This is a genomic window from Leptolyngbya sp. Heron Island J, from assembly GCF_000482245.1.
In the GTDB taxonomy this organism is placed as follows: Bacteria; Cyanobacteriota; Cyanobacteriia; order Phormidesmidales; family Phormidesmidaceae; genus Leptothoe.
In genome coordinates, this window is record NZ_AWNH01000021.1 from 50,895 (window position 1) to 68,377 (window position 17,483).

The following is a 17,483-nucleotide window of genomic DNA, read 5'->3' on the forward strand; positions in this document are numbered from 1 at the left end:
CACCTTAGAGTTACCAATGAATTCTATGACTGTTGACCTCAATCAAACTCCATTTGTTTCTGTTATTATTCCTGTCTACAACAGTAATAAGCTTTTGCAAGTTTGCTTAACTGCTCTCTCTCAGCAAACCTATCCTCGGGATTGCTATGAGGTCATTGTCGTTGATAATAACTCACAGGAAAATGTCAGCGATGTGGTCAATTGCTTTGAGCAAGTCACACTGGTCCACGAATCACAACCTGGCTCATACATTGCCCGCAATAAAGGCTTATCAGTTGCCAAAGGCACAATTATCGCCTTTACAGATGCCGACTGCGTTCCTACGCCAACATGGTTAAAAAATGGAGTATCCGCTCTGCTAAGCGAATCCAACGTTGGTTTAGTCGCTGGTCATATCGATCTGTTTGCTAAAGATGATAACAATCCCAATCCCTTTGAACTATATGAAATGCTCGCCTTAGGATTTCCACAGGACCAGTTTATCGCAGATGGTCACTTTGGGGTGACAGCTAACCTATTCACATTTAGCCATATCATCAAATCTGTCGGAAACTTTGATAGCACGCTGAAATCTGGGGGAGATAAGCAATGGGGTCAACGTGTTTACCAGGCAGGCTATCGTCAGCTGTATGCAAAAGAGGCCATCGTCAAACACCCCACTAGAACTACCTGGGAAGAGCTGAATAAACGCGGCACTCGCATCATTGGTGGTAACTACGATGTCATTAAAGCGACCAAAAAAAGCAAAATTGCCTTGTTAGTTGACTTTTTCGCGTTTCTCAAACCACCGCTCAGATTTTTTCTCCGAACTTGGGGTGATAAGAGGTTGCACAATAATCGTCAAAAGCTCCAATTCACTACTGTGATGTTGCGTCTCAGATGGGCAGCTATCAAAGAGAGAGCACGGCTGCAGTTTGGGGGTGGTATATCTGAGCGCAGTTAGCTGGCTATGCATACTTGACACATTCAATTTTCTAAAAATAGTTCTAGGGATTACATTTTTCTGAGGTCGATACTGTAATGAAACAAGAATTACCTTTAGTCAGTATTGTCATCAACAACTATAACTACGGTGCCTTTGTTGGCCAGGCAATTGAGAGTGCTCTCAATCAAAGCTACAAAAACGTTGAGGTGGTTGTGGTTGATGATGGTTCAACCGATTACTCACGGGAAATTATCAGCAGCTACGGCGATCAGATCATTGCTGTATTTCAGGACAATGGGGGGCAAGCAGCAGCATTTAATGCTGGCTTTGCCAAAAGCAGTGGCGATATTATCTGTTTACTCGATGCCGATGACCTCGTGTTGAAAAATCGAGCAGAGCAGGTTGCCAGCCTGTGGCTCAAACATCCAGAAATCGATTGGTTTTTCCATGAGTCAGCCCCTGTGGACGCGTCCGATATTAACCAGACAACACTGAAGGATGTTCATGCCAAACATGCTAAAGATCTGACAGCTATCAACTTTGAAATAATTGATTTCAAAGCTAACTTACGTAATGCAGAACTGCCCTACTTTGCGCCTTCCACCTCTAATCTTTGTTTCTCTCGATCACTGCTAGAGAAATGTTTTCCATTACCAGAGGTCAAGGGATTTTCCGGGTTAGCCATTTGTGATTTCTATCTCAGAATAGTGGCCACCTGGTTAGGCAATGGCATTAAGTCTGAAGATTACCTGGGTGTGTTTAGACTACATGCCAACAACCTATACACGACTCAAACGGTAACCAAAAAACAAAAAACTGATTGCGAAATACTATTATTCACAGCTTACTATCTACTGCTGAACTATCCGCAGCTTGCCAAGCTCAGCAAAAAATTATTAGCCAAGACCATTTGCCTACACCGCCATGTGAGGGAGGAGAGTTTTAATTATAGTGAAATCATTGAGAAATGTAGCTTTAGCTTTCCCTACTTAGAACGGCTAGAGATATATTTCAAGGCCATGCTCTACTCCATCAAGCTAAGGTTTTCAAAACTCATTTAGCGTCACCTCCTGGAGTTTTTATCTTCCTGGCAGCTGATAGTTTGTGTAGAAACTGTCGATATCACAATTACTCGTATCATGCAAAAGCCTCTTTTTATCAGCATCATTATTAACAACTACAATTACGAGCGCTTTCTGTCTAAAGCAATTGATAGTGCTCTCGCCCAAACTTATCCCCATGTAGAGGTAATTGTTGTTGATGACGGCTCTACGGACAGTTCTCGCGATATTATCGCCAGCTATGGAGAACAGATTCTACCGCTCCTGCAGCCCAATGGCAAACAAGGCGCTGCCTTTAATAATGGATTTGCCCATAGTAAAGGTGATGTCATCATTTTCTTAGATGCTGATGATTATTTGCATCCCCAGGCGACGCAACGGATTGCTGAAGCATGGCGTCCTGGCATTGCCAAAATTCATTACCAGCTTTCTGTCGTTGATAGCGATGATCATCCTCAAGGCTTTTCCTTTCCTCAGGGAGGGGTACTGGAACAGGGGCACTTACAAGAGAAAATCCTCCAGACCAGTGCGTACTGTGGCGTGCCTACCAGTGGGAATGCTCTGAGTCGTCAGGCTATGGAACAGGTTTTTCCCATCCCGGCTGAATTTACGACTACGTCAGATGATTATCTTTCAGTTTTAATTCCCCTGTATGGCGAAGTGGTGGCCATTGATGAGGACTTGGGAGCCTATCGCATTCACGGTAACAATCAGTGGGCCCTGGTTGAGTTAAGCAGCAGTCGGTTTCGTCGATTTGTTGCCCATGATTTACAACGGTGTGCTTTGCTGAAAGAAAAAGGCCCTGCTCTGGGCTACAGTGTACCTGATAATTTAGAGGTCCGTAGGGTTGGCTCAGTCTGGTCACGCATGGTGTCCTTACGGTTAGAGCCTGAGCAGCATCCAGTGCCCGACGACCGTGCTTGGATGCTGGCCATTTTAGGCATCAAGGCTCTGTGGTTTTATTCAAGTGAATCGCTGCTCAAGCGAGTTGCGTTTAGTCTCTGGTTTATCTGGGTGAGTCTAGTGCCGCTACCCCTAGCGAAACCAGCCATTAACTGGCTGTTTATGCCTAATCAACGACCAAATCCGCTTAACTTTGTCATGGGCAAGTTCCGTAATCTGAGAAAGGGGTCTGAAGCAGTGTCTAGTTCTTCTGAAAAGCCTGAGCAATTGCGAGTCTTATTTGTTACCCATACCTATGTTGTCGGTGTCAATCAAGGTAAGCTTGCCGCCATAGCCAATCGAGCCACAGTGGGACTGTTGAGCCCTAGCACCTGGAGGTCTTCAGGATGGGGGCGGTTGTTAAAGCTAGAAACTCCTTATTCTGAAATTGCTGTATTTCCCGGAAATATTGCATTTTCTGGACGAGGTGGGGCCTATCTGTTTAACCCCTTCCGGATTTGGCAAGTCATTCGGCAGTTCAAACCCGATATCTTACAGGTTGAAGAAGAAGTCTTCTCTCTATGCACCTTGCAGCTAGCCATTTTCTCACGTCTTTTTGGCATCCCTTTAGTGACCTTTGGCTGGGAAAACATGGATCGTTCCTTATCTCGGCCTCGCCGCTGGGTACGTGACTTTGTGCTGAAAACCGCTAAAGTCACACTGGCAGGTAACCGAGAGGGTGGTGAGCTTTTAAAGCAGTGGAACTACCAAGGGATTATTGAAGTGATGCCTCAAATGGGAGTCGATGAAACGTTCTTTACACCAGACCTGATCGATCATTCTAGAGAGGAGATTAACATTGGATTTTTAGGTCGCATTGTTCCGGAAAAAGGCATCGACCTCATGCTCAAGGCTGCCCATCAACTTAAGCAGCAGAATCTGAGATTTAAAGTGACTATTTGTGGCTCAGGTCCGGCTCAAGCTGAGCTAGAGCAGATGGCTAATCAGCTAGATGTTGAACAGTACATTGATTGGCAGGGAGCGGTGACCCATGAACAGGTGCCTGCAGAAATGGCTAAGTTCGATGTGTTGGTGCTGCCCTCTCGTAGTGTAGAGACTTGGAAAGAACAGTTTGGTCATGTGCTGATCGAATCGATGGTCATGGGCATTCCAACGGTTGGCTCAACCTGTGGTGAGATTCCCAATGTAATTAATAATCCGAATTTAGTCTTTGAGGAAGACGATGCCGATGGTTTAGCTGCTATCCTGTCTCGGTTAATTCTGGATGAGGATTTTCGGCAGTCAATGGGTAGTTATTGTTTAGAGCGGGCTCAACAAAATTATACCCATGATCAAATTGCTCAGCGGCTCATGGCACTCTGGCAAACTGTGCTGAAATCGCCACCTGTGCCTGCCATCCCTGTGTCGGCCTCTACAACTTTGGAAGTATAAATTATGAAAATTGCTATACTGCGCCGCTCTCCAGGGATTGCATACAGCATGGATGTGTATGCCGATGCTTTGGTTGAGGGTCTTAAAACAGTTCGTCCAACTTGGGAAATTATTGAAGCATTCCCCCAAAATCCGGCAAAGGGTAATCGCACCAACTCACTGGTGAAAGGTATTCAAAAATATCATCAGAGGTATTGGCAATATCCCAGACAGTTGAAAACCTGTGGGGCTGATGTTTTTCATGTGATCGACCATAGCGATGGCTATTTGGTTAACTGGCTCAAGCAAAGTAGCGCCCCAGTGGTAGTTACCTGCCACGATTTGATTAACCTGATTCATCCGGAACTATTTCGCGATCGCGCCAGATTTCCCTGGCTCAGTTTAGCCACCTGGAAGTACTCATTACAGAGCATGTGTAATGCCCACCGCATCATCTCAGTGTCCGACCATACGGCGAAGGACATGGTGAATTACCTGCAGGTAAATCCTACCCAGATTCAGACAGTGCCCAATGGGGTGGACGCTGTTTTTCAAGCTCAGAACGCTCAAGTAGAGCAGGATTTTCGTAAACTCTCAAATCTGTCTGAAAAAACCTGCTGTCTATTAAACGTTGGTTCTAACAACCCAAGGAAAAATATCATTACGATCCTCAAGGTTGTCCATGAGCTCAAGGAGCAGAACTTTCCAGTACATTTTTGGAAAGCCGGAGACGACTTTACAGACGACCAAAAGCAGTTTATCGCGGAACATCAATTAGACACGTGTATATCTTATTTAGGTAAACCTGATAAAGAAACATTGATCCAGATTTATAATTCAGCTGATGTGCTCGTTGCCCCCTCTACCTATGAAGGATTTGGCATCACCGTAATCGAAGCAATGGCCTGTGGCCTGCCGGTAATCGCCTCAAATGTCACCTCATTACCAGAAGTTGTTGAGGATGCAGCGATTCTTGTAGACCCTTTGGATACTCAAGGAATTACTGAATCAGTCAAGCAAATTTTCACAGATTCAGCTATTAAAAATCAGCTGATTGAGAAGGGAGCCAAAAGAGCCAGGCACTTTAATTGGCACAGTAGCGCTGAGCAAATTGCACAGATATATGAATCATTGTTAGATAGCACTTCAGAACAATTAGCTGCTTAATTTTAGGGAAGAAACTATGAGCTATCAACTCAAAAATGTTCTAGGTTTACACGCTAGAGATGCCGGTTTTCTAACGAGAAGTCTGATCTCTAAAACCCTCTCAGGAAATCGTCCTAAAAATTTTGTTATTTGTAATTCATATCCCAAAAGTGGAACCCATTTACTCTATCAGATTCTTTATTCTACTCCTGGTCTAAAGCAGTGGGACGACATTATTTCTGTTCAAGCCCTGTGTGGCATTATGAACACGCCTAACCATATTCGGTGGAAACTAGGATCGGCTCCAGACCAATCGATTGTACGTTCTCACTTGATGTACTCACAGCAGATTTTAGATATTTTTAGTGAACATCACTGCAAGCTGTTATTTATCTATCGAGACTTGAGAGATGTGGCTGTATCCCATGCTCGTTGGATCACCAAGGAAGAGCAGATATTTTTACATGATATCTATCAACAAGAACCCGGCTTTGACGAACAGCTAATGAATTCTATTGTCGGTGTGCCCGTGGGCACCCCCTTTAGTTCTAATCTTTCACAACCCAACATTGCTCAAGACTTTTCACGCTGGCATGGTTGGCTACAGCATCCAGACACGCTATCCATTAAATTTGAGGATTTAGTAGGAGAGCGTGGCGGCGGTTGTGAAGATAAACGGCTGCATATTGTCGAGCAAATCATGGATCATCTGCAGGTCAAAATGTCCGCTGAGGAGATCAAGACTAAATTTGGTTCCTATGGGATGAATCCAGAAGAGTCTCATACCTTCAAAAAAGGAGGTAAAGGCTCAATTGGGGGATGGAAGAAATACTTTAACGATGACCATAAAGCGGAGTTCAAAAAAATTGCTGGCAATTTTCTAATTGAACTTGGCTACGAAACAAGCCTTGATTGGTAACAACATATTCCCAAGATTAGTTGCAGGTTAACCTTAAAACTCCATAAAAGATGAAAGTACTGATTTCTGCATACTCATGTGAACCCGGTCGAGGATCAGAGCGCGGCGTTGGTTGGAATGTCGCCCGTGAAGTTGCCAAACACCACGAGGTCTGGGTTTTGACTCGCCCTGATGAAAGCAAGGAAGCGATTGAAGCGGAACTAGCAGCCAATCCGATCCCAAACTTACACTTTGTCTATTTCACCTTGCCATTTTGGCAAGACAGCATGTCTTGGGGACAGTCCGGTGCCATGCAGATTCATTACTATCTCTGGCAAATCCAGGCTTACTTTGTCGCTCGACGTTTGCATAAAGAAATTGGGTTTGACCTAACCCATCACGTTACTTTTGTAAAATATTCTGCACCTAGTTTGCTGTCACTATTGCCCATTCCCTTTGTCTGGGGACCTGTGGGTGGCGGAGAATCTGCACCTCCCAAATTTTGGCAAGACTTTAGTTTACGTGCTCGTCTCTACGAATGGGCACGGGATTTTGTGCGCAATGTTGGCCAGCGTGATCCGCTGGTCGGTTTAACCATTCGCAACAGCAGTATAGTCCGTGCCACCACCGATGATACCGCTAAACGGCTTTATCGCATGGGCGCAACTGATGTGCAGATTGTCCCGGAAGTTGGTCTCTTAGATGAAGAAATCGAGGAGTTAAACCAATCTCCGCTACCCTCATCCCAGCCGGTGAGATTTATTAGCATGGGTCGTCTTTTGCACTGGAAAGGATTTCATTTAGGTATTCGCGCATTTGCCGAAGCCAAGCTACCCGATGCAGAATTTTGGGTTGTTGGTGATGGTCCAGAACTGGATAATCTTAAGCGTCTAGCCGCAGAGTGCGGCGTCGCCGAGCAGGTTAAGTTTTGGGGTCGGCTACCCCGTGAAGAAACATTGGAAAGACTAGGAGAAAGTCATGCCTTAGTCCACCCCAGCCTGCACGATTCTGGTGGCTGGGTTTGCATTGAAGCAATGGCCTCAGGTCGGCCTGTGATTTGTCTAGATCTGGGTGGACCCGCTATTCAGGTGACAGAACATACCGGCTTTAAGATTGCAGCTCATGATCCTGACCAGAGCGTACGCGACATGGCAGCCGTGATGCAAAAGCTAGCTGTTAACCCTGAACTCCGTGTGCAGATGGGGAAAGCGGGTCGTCAACTGGTGGATGAGAACTTTAGCTGGACAGCTGTGGGCAAACAGCTGAACGAAGTATACCAGTCGACATCCACTAAGATCCCGGTTGCTGTATAGGTGTTGGAGAGAGCTGTTGCACTATGCATGTACTGATTCCAGCCTTACATCGCCCGGTTAAGCCTACGGGAGTCTGCAGACATGCTGTAAATCTGGCCCAGTGTCTGGCAGACCATGACAAGATCCAGCGGGTTACCCTACTAATTGGGAGCTGGCAGCGTGAGTATTTTGAGCAGGCCTTTAATCTCAATTCAGCCAAGATTGAGCTAGTTGATGTTGAGATTAAAAATAGTTCGATTTCTCGAAATCTGTGGTTTTTGTTTGGGTTACCTAAACTAGCTCAGCAGCTGCAGCCTGACATCATTCATATGTCATTTCCCTTTCCATTTATTCGTCAATGGTTTACAGGAAAGGTCGTAGCGACTATCCACGATTTGTATCCCTATGAGTGTCCCGACAATTTCGGCTATCCACAGGTGTGGTTTAATCAGCTTTTTCTACAGCAGTGTATTCACAGCAGCGATGGGTTGATTAATGTCTCTAACTGTACGTTAGAGTCACTCAAAGCCTATTTCCCGAAGGCTAAAACTGCCAAGCAAGCGGCTGTTGTTTACAATGTCGTAGAATTTTCGGATGTTGACTCCTATCGCCCCCATCAGTTGAAGCATCAGCTTTCTGCCCCCTTCCTGATGACGGTTGCCCAGCATCGTAAAAATAAAAACCTGAATCTGTTGATTGAGGCCTATGGTCAACTTCTGAATCATGACAAACTGCCAGAGAATAGCAAACTATTACTAGTTGGCAGTGCGGGGCCTGAAACAGAGGCGCTAAAAGCACTGGTTCAGGCTCTTAAGCTGGAAGAAAATGTACATTTCCTATCTGGACTGGCTGATGAAGAACTGAGGTGGCTCTATGAGCATGCCTCCCTGTTTGTGATTCCGTCGTCCACGGAGGGATTTTGTTTACCCCTGGTGGAAGCCGTGACGTTTGGTTGCCCAGCTGTCTGCTCAGATATTCCTATTTTTCGGGAAGTGGGATCATCGCAATGTCGTTATTTTTCATTAGATCAAATGGCGGCAGAAAATCTTGCCCAAGCAATGGTGGCTGAGTTATCCCATACATCCCGTCAGGACAATTTTGTCGATCATCGGTTCTCTAGACAGGAAATTTCTGGGCAGTTGCTAGATTTCTATATCTCTCTAGCCCACGCTAACTGAGAATTTGGACATTCCTCATGCAAAGCCGACTAGCTGTTTTGGAAAGAGATAAAGCCGAGCAAGATCACGATAAGATCCGGAATTCAAATTTAATTTTATTTGGCTTTGCATCTGCATTTTTTCCACGTCTCTTGGATACCCTTGGCGCACCAGCAATTATTAACTTTGTGCATTTTGGGATCATCCCTCTGGCTGTTTCTATCACACTTTTTACGACAAAAGCGCGTGATCAAAAACGGATTCAAACTGTTTGGCAATTATTGACAGGCATGGCAATTTTCTTGATTGTCATGCTTGCTAGTTCCATATTAAATGGTGCAGGTATTGTGAATATCAGCCTGCAGTTTATGTTCCAGGCTGAACCGTTTATGCTCCTGGCGGCTATGATTGCCATGCCCCTGTCGGGTAAGCAGCTGGAGCGGTTTAAATATTGGGTATTGGGGTTTGCCCTGTTTAATTTATTGCTTGCGATCGCACAGTCCATCCTACTCCCCCTGGGAATTTATCCCAAACCCACTGGAGGCACCCTAGAGGATAACATCGGTGGCGTTTTTGGCGGCGGTGGCGGTAGTGCAGCCAACTATATCTCCTGCACGGTCTCGTTTTACTTTAGTGTTTACTTTTTCAATCAGTTTAAGAATCTTGCTCTCTGGATGCGCGTACTGCCTTTAGTCAGTGCTATCTATCAAATTCAAGCCTCTGACTCCAAGCAAGTCTTTTTAGCATTAGCTGCGGGTTGGGGACTATTAGCAATCACTAAAGTTGAAAGACCTGTCAGACTGCTCGTTTATGTCACTATTTTTGTTGTATTTGTTGTTGCCTTTAGCTGGGCCCTCCTCAATGTAGAGGCGGAAATTCTAAGACCCTATCAAAACTGGATTGATCGCCCAATTTGGGGTTGGGATGGCCTGGCAATCCGCACTAAGCTGGCTGCTTTTCGCATTATTCCCACCCATTTTGAGTCCCCACTCAACTGGTTCTTAGGACTGGGGCCTGGGCATACGGTGACTCGCTTAGGTGGCTGGGTAATGAGAGACTATGCGAGTCTTTTAGGTCCCCTCGGTGCCACAATTCACCCATCATCAGCGGAAGTGTTTGCAGTTGTTCGCAACACATATCTCGCCCAGGAATCCACCATTTATTTCCCCCTATTCACCTGGGCCGGTATCTGGGGAGATGTCGGCATAGTTGGCATCTGTGCTTACTTGTTTATTTGTTTCATCATCTGGCACAACGTCTGTGTTGATGACTTTGGCAAATTTATGCTGCTGTCAACAGCTGTATTTGGCTGTATTTTGACACAAATGGAAGAACCGGGTCATATGCTCACGGTTGTTTGTATACTCGCCATCCGCTGGCAGGAAAATCGTGAAAAACAACTGGCTCGCTTTAGCATGCTGCGAACACCGTAGCTACAGGACAGACAGGTAGTCAGAGCGAATTGAAAGGAACTTAGTCCCCCCAGAACTTAGGCAAACTAGGGTTGTCTAAGTTCTGGGGGGACTGGACATAGTACTTATCTTCAAAAGTGAGGTATGTGCAGCCTTTCATGCACCTTGAATGGCGCAGGGTTTGCAGAGACCAAAGAATTCAAGGGTGTGATAGTAGATTGTGAACGAGCCTGAGTGCTGGAGCGGAAACTCTAACCCCTTTAACGGGCAGGCATCAAGGGGAAAAGACTGCCCACAATGCAGACAGGTCATGTAGTGATGATCCTGTTCCACCGCATTGTAAAGTGTCTCGCCTGCCAGCGTTACTCGATGCTGCACCCATCCCAGTCGTTTGAGAGCATCAAGGGCTCGGTAGACCGTTGCCAACCCAATTGGCTGATGTTTTTGCATGAGCGCATAGAGCGCCTGAGCTGAAATGGGCTGATGCTGCTGACGCAGTATCTGGAGTATGGCTGTTTGGGCGGGAGTGCAATGAGCCTGAGTCATGGAAATTTTAAGGATTGCGATCGGGGCAATTTTAAAAAACTGATGTAGAATATTCCGGAATGATAATCATTATCATGCCAATTCCATCTTATGTCATCCACATCGATAGCGAGAGGGAAAGTAGCTATGTCTGGACTGAATTTTCAGCAGGCGTCTCACCGCCGGGTACAGCAGTTTTCGATTATGGCGTTAGGGGCAATCGTCACCCTGGGCAGCTGTACAGCTCCTCCTACGACCACTAGCGAAGCAGACCCTGCGGAGGCCGTTGTCGCTGAAGACTCATTACAAGTGGTCACCACGTTTTTACCGATTACCCAATTCACCACAGCCGTAGTAGGCGATCGCGCTGAGGTGGTTCAGTTGCTACCGACCAATGTGGGTCCCCATGACTTTCAGGCCAAACCCAGTGATGTTCAGGCGGTCGCCAATGCAGATATTTTGGTGAAAAATGGTCTGGAGATGGAGTTCTTTTTAGATGACATGATCGAGAATGCGGAAAATTCAGATCTGGTCACGATTGACTCCAGTGAAGATATTGTTGCTCTAGCCAGCGATGGTGGCCACGATCATGGCGAAGAACATGGCCATAGTGAGAAAGAAGGTCATGACCATGGAGACCATGACCACGCTGAAGGAGGTCATGACCATGGCGAAGAAGACCATGACCATGCTGAAGGGGGCCACGACCATGGGGAAGAAGAGCACCATGCAGAAGGAGGCCATGACCATGGTCATGTTCATGGAGAATTTGATCCCCATATCTGGCTAGACCCCAAGCGAGCCATTGAACAGGTGGAAAATATTCGCGATGGTTTAATTGCTGCCGATCCAGAGGGAGAGGCTGAATACACGGCCAACGCGGCGGCCTTTATTACTGAGTTGCAGGCATTAGATGCCGACATTACTGAAATGTTGTCCCCCTTTGCCGGACAGACATTCGTAGTGTTTCATGACTTCGCCGCCTACTTTGCCGAGAGCTATGGAATGGAATCTGAGGTTCTGGTGGGTCTGCCCGAAGAAAATCCATCTCCAGACGATGTGAAGCGGGTAATGGAAACCGTGCAGGCAGAGGGGCTAAAAACCATCATGACTGAACCTCAAGCAGGAGAGGCTTCTTTTAAGGCGATCGCGCAAGATCTTGCCATTGGCGTGAGTGAGTTTGACCCCCTTGAAGTGGGTACACAAGATGCGATACAGCCTGACTACTACTTGACAACCATGCGCCAGAATGCTGAGAATCTGGCAGATAGCTTTGGGGCATCCACACAATCCTGGTATCCGTTCTTAGTACCTCAACCGATGGCCGCCATTGATTGGTAGCTTTAGTATAAAGGATGATTTTGTGGGATCGGGAGAGAACAGTTGAGCGATCCAGTTTTAGTCGTCAACGAGTTAACGGTTTACCGAGAGACCTATGCGGCCGTTCAGAATGTATCGTTTACAGTGCCAGCTGGCATGGATACCGCGATTGTGGGTCCCAACGGAGCCGGAAAGAGCACCCTGATCCAAGCTGTACTAGGGATTTTACCGCATCGGTCGGGGGAGGTGTTTGTCTTGGGGCAGCCCCTCTCCCCCAAAGGTCATCTGTCAGCGGCGGTACGACAACAGATTGCCTATCTGCCTCAAAATTTTCTGTTTGATCGCCGCATTCCCATTACCGTTAGGGAATTGGTAGGGCTGGGTTGGGATCGGCTAGGTCTGCAATTCCCCTGGACCGGTGGACGGGCACGCCGCCATGCAGTGCAGCAGGCATTGACCCAGGTAGATGCCTGGTACTTGCGTCACAAGCTTGTGAGTACGCTGTCGGGGGGAGAGCTCAAGCGGGTACTGCTGGCCTATTGTTTGGTACGTCCTCGCCGTCTGCTAATTCTGGATGAGGCCCCAGCTGGATTAGATGTGCGCAGCGAATCAGAGTTTTATCGATTGCTGCACCAGCTCAAAAAAGAACAGGGATGGGCTATTCTGCAGGTTTCTCACGATTTAGATATGGTGCGTCGCAGCTGCGATCGCGTTCTCTGTATAAATCGTGCCTTGCTCTGTCAGGGACCTCCAGACAATTCTCTCACCCCAGAAAATCTTTCCCTGGCCTATGGCTCCGAGTTTGTTCGCTACCACCATTCTTGTTAGTTTTTGCCATGACGATCCAGGCTGAATTTATCCGGGTAATTGAACTGTTTCAATTGCCCTTTATGCATCGGGCACTCATGGGTAGTGTGCTGACTGGATTCATGGGTGGCTTAATGGGTAGCTTTACCGTTCTTCGACAGCTTTCTTTTTTTAGTGATACCCTGGGGCACTCAGCTCTATTGGGTATCAGCATTGGATTTTTACTGGGTCTTGATCCTGGTTGGGTGTTGTTACCCTTTGCGGTTCTATTTGCCTTGGGTGTGACCTATTTTCTAGAACGCACCCGTCTTTGGACCGATGCTCTGTTGAACATCGTCTATTCATCATCCCTGTCCATTGGCATTATCTTGCTGAGTTTTCGTGATGACTACAAGGGCGGTCTGACTCATTTGTTATTCGGTGATATCTTGGCGGTGCAAACCACTGACCTAGTCTTTAGCGGAGTGCTGCTGGTAGCCTGCGTCATCTTTATGGGACTGACGTTGCGATCGCAAATTCTTCTGACGCTCCACGAATCCATGGCCATTGCCCGAGGAGTCTCTGTTTCAGCCCAGCGGACTGGCTTTATCGTATTGCTGTCCCTGGTTGTGGGGATCTCCATTAAGGCCATCGGCGTCTTGCTGATTAGCGCATTTGTAGTAATTCCTGCCTGCGCCGCTCGTCTCCTCAGTCGCACATTCGTTCAGTACATCATAATTTCAGCAGGCTTAGGCGCGTTGGGGGCTGTCATTGGCATGATCGTCTCGGCCTTTTTCGATTTACCGTCGGGTCCCAGCATTGTCACGGTTCAACTGGTGATTTTTCTATTAGCTATGGTCACCCCCAATCGCCGCAAGTTAGCCCTGTAAACCCATGGGCCTACATCTTACGCAGTCGTCTTCTGTGTACCTAGATTTTATCAGGCTTGCACTCGAAAGTGACTCAAGTTCTCTTTGATCAGAGCAGGGACAATGCGATCGCAGGCCAGCTTTGCCCCAAATAAGTTGCGCGCAACGGGGCCAATTTGCAGGGCAGCTGCGCCTCCCATAATAAACAGATTGCATCCTGGCCACCGCAGATGCTTGTCAAGTACCGGCAACCCTTGCACTGTGGGGAGCGGATAGCGCTCTCGTACAGCAGATAACAGCAGCCAGTTATGAACATCTAAGGTGCTGCCCGTGGCCAGCCAGATGCGGTCAATGGGCAGGTGGGTAATACAGTTGTGAGCCCCTGGATGGCTGCAGACGACTTGCCATGCTGTTTCCTTCCAGGTGGCAGATTGCACTTCGCACTGCTCATAAAACGAGAGTTTGCCGTCCCGCTCTAGCCGTCGTAGTTTTGTCAGAACAGCCGGTGTCAGGGAGCCGCCATTGCGAGCGTCTCGAATCATCTGCCAGCGGGTTTGCCAGCTGGGTTCGGCGTGAAACCCTTTCAGGTATTTAGGCCCTAGCCAACCGGGTTCGGCATCAAACAGCTTTTCATAAAAGGTGCGGCGGGCCATCATCATCACGTGGGCTCTGCGTGCGATCGCCCCCAATGCCAGGTGCCCCGCGGTGAGACCACTGCCGACGATCAAAATTCGTTCTCCCCCTAGCCGCAGCCCCCGCAGATCAACCTGGCCAGAATGACATAGACGCTCGGGAGGATAGGTTTTGGGGAGTGCTTTTGCCCAATCAGGCAGGTGAGGAACACCACCCGCAATGGCCAACACCACTCGTCTGGCGGTCAATACCTGGCCATTGCTCAGGGTCAGTTGAAACCGCTGCCGCCCCTGTTGACGAATAGGTTCAAGGTGTTCGACCTGGGTCGGAATTACTCGATCCTGTAGCTGCCAACGGCGGATCACCTCCTGACAAAAGTCTTGAAACAGCCGGGTGCCCGGTAAATCATAAGGTGGGAACAGTTCGTTGGCCCTTGATTCGGCAAATGCCCGCAAGGCGTGGGGGTTAGTGTCGGGATGATGAACCACGGGCGATCGCAAGTGGGGAATCTCATAGGCCGCAAACTGATGTTGCCACTGCTGCAACCACTGCCCTGATGGATCAAGCACCACAAAGCGATTGCGCATTGACTTCTTCTTTTGCAACACATGCGTTACCAGGGTCAATGCCTGGGGACCTGCCCCCACAATGGCTAGATCAATCATCTTAGGCAGCGCAGCGGCATTAACCATAAATAAAATCTAGAATATGAGAATGATTATCGTTATAGAATTATAACGCAAGCCCAGTTGTAAACCGTCAAGCTAAGCGATGTCTCTCAATAAGACTGTTAGTCTCTATGCAATCCTTTAACCTCACGTTAGTAGCCGGTCCTCCTGGTGTGGGCAAAACCACCTGGATTAGCCAGTTTCTAAAGGACCCTGCGTGCCCCCTGTTTTACCTTTGTCCTGGTGGCCAGGAATCTGTTGATTTAGCCCGGATTGGCTATTGCTTTCCCTGGGTGTCGCTCATTTCTGAGGATCGGGCTGCAACCGTGCTAGCCGACTTACCCGACCAGTCCCAGGTTTTTATAGAATTGGGCTTTCATGTGGATTTGAAATCACCGTTTTTAGCCACGTTGCCTGGTCGGCGGATCGCAATTGCGCCTCCCGGTCTGGAACAGTCTGAATGGCACGACTGGGCGGATGAGGTGCTCCCTGGCAACAACATTCAGGCATCGGATACTGGCAAGCTACCGGCCATATGGAAATCTCCTTTAACAGGGCAAGTGTTTGATCCACCCAGTTTAGATGAGGTGTTAATTGAGCTGACAGGTGGAGCCTACGGTCAGGTGATGCGCTTAAAGGGAATTTTTGAACTACCCGATGGTCGGGCATTCTATATCGATTTTGTCGAAGGATTACCGGGTATTGAATACACCGAACTAAAATTACCCCACTGGCTACAGGGACGTCCTGATCGCTTTAGCGGTCTGGAAATCGTGGGTCGTAATTTAGAGCAGAAAACAATCGCTCAAACGTTGCTGGCGTCCTGTCTAGCCGATGATGTTTTGATTCAGTATCAGCGGCAGTACCAACAATTACACTCACAGGAAACCGAAGAGGAGGTAATGGTATGAAACTTGCGGTGATCTCTTGTATTCACGGTAACTACGAAGCGCTGGATGCAGTGTTGTTAGACATTGATGCCCAGAAAGCTGACCAGATTTACTGCCTTGGGGATCTGGTGGGCTATGGTCCTTACCCCAATGAGGTGGTGGATCGGATTCGCTCTTTGGCGATTCCCACCTGCCAGGGATGTTGGGATGAGGATATTGTGGAAGGCTTAAATGCCTGTGAATGTAGCTACCCCTCACAGCTTGCCGAACAGCGGGGCAAACTGGCCCATGAATGGACCAATAACGAAATTCGACCCGATGTGCGGGAATATTTGGCTACATTACCTGTGTCGTTAAAACGGGATAATCTGTGTTTTGTCCATGGTAGCCCCAACAGTCAGCATGAGTATTTGTTACCCACCATGGATGGTTTTACAGCGCTGGAACGGGTGCTCTCTGCCGATGCTGATGTGTTGTTTTGTGGCCATACCCACGTTCCCTATGTGCGTGAGTTAGAGGATGCCCAACTGTCAGTAGCGTTGAAAAATCCTGCTCAATCTGAGGATTTCCAACAGTTTCAGGTAGCGTTGAAGCGCATTATTAATGCGGGTTCCGTGGGTGAACCCCGCCACGGTCGTCCCAATGCCACCTATGTTCTTTATGACACCGAGACAACTCAGGTGACCCTGCGGGAGGTTGACTACAACTATACCAAGACCTGTCTGGCTATCCTCGAAAAGGGATTGCCTTCTATCTTTGCATGGCGGTTAGCACGGGGCATGGAGTTTGCGGAACGGGCGGACGATCCCACCCATGTGTGCGAGCGCTAGATACTAAAACAACGGGGAGATAACTAAGTGAAGTGGGCAATCCTAAGCGGCATCGAAGGTAATCTAACGGCCTATGAGGCGGTGTTGAAGGATATACGGCGGCAGTCGGTGAGCGATCTCTACATCCTGGGGGATGTAATTGGCCTGGAGGGAGAGAATGAGGCAGTGATTCAACGTCTGCAGTCCCCTCGACCGGGCGAGTTAGTGCCCCAGGTGTGTGTGGGCTGGTGGGAAGAACAGTGTTTTAGTTTGCACGGAGTCAGCGGCCTGCAAAATGCGCCAGAGCTGATGGAGAAGTATGGCGGTGATGGGGTTAAAACTCTGTGGGAATCGGTGTCACGGGAGTCGGTGCGGTGGTTGCGATCGCAACACTTTGGCTTTCATGAACTCGACTGTTTACTGATCCACGGCAGCACCGTCAGCTATGCCGATGAACTTACCCCTGACACACCTGCAATTCAGCTTTGCGATCGCCTGATTCGGGCCGATGCTAACTATCTCTTTTGTGGCCGCTCAGGTCTCACCTTTGAATGCTGGGTCACCCCGGTGGAGCTACGTTCGACCGTGACCACCTTGGACGGTGTGCAAGACCCTCAGGGTTATGGTAAGACACCTCGCCAAGTTGTTGGCGTCGGTTCAGTAGGTCGGATTCCTGGCAAGTCTACTTATACATTATTCAGCCCGGAGAATGGTCAACTCTCTTTTAGAACCGTGAACTACGGCAAGACAAAAGGTTTTGGTGCAACAAAAAGATAACG

General features: G+C 48.0%; 16 protein-coding genes. 14 read left to right on the forward strand and 2 right to left on the reverse strand.

From position 1 onward, the window contains the following. Positions 1-16 precede the first annotated feature (16 nt). From N836_RS46490 to N836_RS46520, 8 genes are all read left to right on the forward strand, one after another. Entirely contained in the window at positions 17-943 is a 927-nt protein-coding gene (locus N836_RS46490) for a glycosyltransferase (RefSeq protein ID WP_235071050.1), read from the forward strand. 77 nt (positions 944-1,020) lie between these two features. Beyond that, entirely contained in the window at positions 1,021-1,986 is a 966-nt protein-coding gene (locus N836_RS46495; RefSeq protein ID WP_023071523.1) for a glycosyltransferase family 2 protein, read from the forward strand. 78 nt (positions 1,987-2,064) lie between these two features. Continuing rightward, positions 2,065-4,320, forward strand: coding sequence for a glycosyltransferase (locus tag N836_RS77450; RefSeq protein WP_023071524.1), 2,256 nt, complete (start codon positions 2,065-2,067; stop codon positions 4,318-4,320). Positions 4,321-4,323: 3 nt separating this feature from the next. Continuing rightward, a complete protein-coding gene (locus tag N836_RS46500; RefSeq protein WP_023071525.1) occupies positions 4,324-5,466 on the forward strand; it encodes a glycosyltransferase family 4 protein in 1,143 nt (380 codons plus the stop codon). Between the two features lie 16 nt (positions 5,467-5,482). Further along, positions 5,483-6,364 (forward strand): sulfotransferase domain-containing protein, encoded by an 882-nt coding sequence (locus tag N836_RS46505; protein WP_023071526.1) that lies wholly within the window; start codon positions 5,483-5,485, stop codon positions 6,362-6,364. A gap of 50 nt (positions 6,365-6,414) precedes the next feature. Beyond that, positions 6,415-7,656: a glycosyltransferase family 4 protein gene (locus N836_RS46510; RefSeq protein ID WP_023071527.1), complete on the forward strand. Its 1,242-nt coding sequence runs from the start codon at positions 6,415-6,417 to the stop codon at positions 7,654-7,656. Positions 7,657-7,679: 23 nt separating this feature from the next. Next, positions 7,680-8,813, forward strand: a complete 1,134-nt coding sequence (locus tag N836_RS46515; RefSeq protein WP_023071528.1) for a glycosyltransferase family 4 protein — start codon at positions 7,680-7,682, stop codon at positions 8,811-8,813. Between the two features lie 17 nt (positions 8,814-8,830). Continuing rightward, on the forward strand, positions 8,831-10,225 hold the full coding sequence (locus tag N836_RS46520; protein WP_023071529.1) for a hypothetical protein: 1,395 nt from the start codon (positions 8,831-8,833) through the stop codon (positions 10,223-10,225). 135 nt (positions 10,226-10,360) lie between these two features. On the opposite strand, the gene N836_RS46525 is transcribed toward N836_RS46520, so the two are convergent. After that, positions 10,361-10,750: a Fur family transcriptional regulator gene (locus tag N836_RS46525; protein WP_023071530.1), complete on the reverse strand. Its 390-nt coding sequence runs from the start codon at positions 10,748-10,750 to the stop codon at positions 10,361-10,363. A 126-nt stretch (positions 10,751-10,876) separates the two neighbouring features. Between N836_RS46525 and N836_RS46530 the strand changes: the two genes are divergently transcribed. From N836_RS46530 to N836_RS46540, 3 genes are read left to right on the forward strand one after another with little or no spacing between them, the layout of a single operon-like run. Continuing rightward, complete coding sequence (locus tag N836_RS46530) at positions 10,877-12,070, forward strand: metal ABC transporter solute-binding protein, Zn/Mn family (RefSeq protein ID WP_023071531.1); 1,194 nt, start codon at positions 10,877-10,879, stop codon at positions 12,068-12,070. A 42-nt stretch (positions 12,071-12,112) separates the two neighbouring features. Next, the gene (locus N836_RS46535) at positions 12,113-12,877 is read left to right on the forward strand and encodes a metal ABC transporter ATP-binding protein (RefSeq protein WP_023071532.1); all 765 of its coding nucleotides are present in this window, start codon (positions 12,113-12,115) and stop codon (positions 12,875-12,877) included. Positions 12,878-12,885: 8 nt separating this feature from the next. Then, positions 12,886-13,725, forward strand: coding sequence for a metal ABC transporter permease (locus N836_RS46540; protein WP_023071533.1), 840 nt, complete (start codon positions 12,886-12,888; stop codon positions 13,723-13,725). Between the two features lie 50 nt (positions 13,726-13,775). On the opposite strand, the gene N836_RS46545 is transcribed toward N836_RS46540, so the two are convergent. Further along, positions 13,776-15,029, reverse strand: a complete 1,254-nt coding sequence (locus N836_RS46545; RefSeq protein WP_023071534.1) for a SidA/IucD/PvdA family monooxygenase — start codon at positions 15,027-15,029, stop codon at positions 13,776-13,778. 107 nt (positions 15,030-15,136) lie between these two features. Between N836_RS46545 and N836_RS46550 the strand changes: the two genes are divergently transcribed. Genes N836_RS46550 through N836_RS46560 form a run of 3 tightly spaced genes read left to right on the forward strand, consistent with a single transcriptional unit; the run spans position 15,137 to position 17,481 of the window. Further along, positions 15,137-15,916, forward strand: a complete 780-nt coding sequence (locus tag N836_RS46550; RefSeq protein WP_023071535.1) for a GTP-binding protein — start codon at positions 15,137-15,139, stop codon at positions 15,914-15,916. After that, positions 15,913-16,725 (forward strand): metallophosphoesterase family protein, encoded by an 813-nt coding sequence (locus N836_RS46555; protein ID WP_023071536.1) that lies wholly within the window; start codon positions 15,913-15,915, stop codon positions 16,723-16,725. The genes N836_RS46550 and N836_RS46555 overlap by 4 nt, the downstream gene beginning before the upstream one ends. Positions 16,726-16,752: 27 nt before the next feature. Beyond that, on the forward strand, positions 16,753-17,481 hold the full coding sequence (locus N836_RS46560; RefSeq protein ID WP_023071537.1) for a metallophosphoesterase family protein: 729 nt from the start codon (positions 16,753-16,755) through the stop codon (positions 17,479-17,481). Positions 17,482-17,483 lie beyond the last annotated feature (2 nt).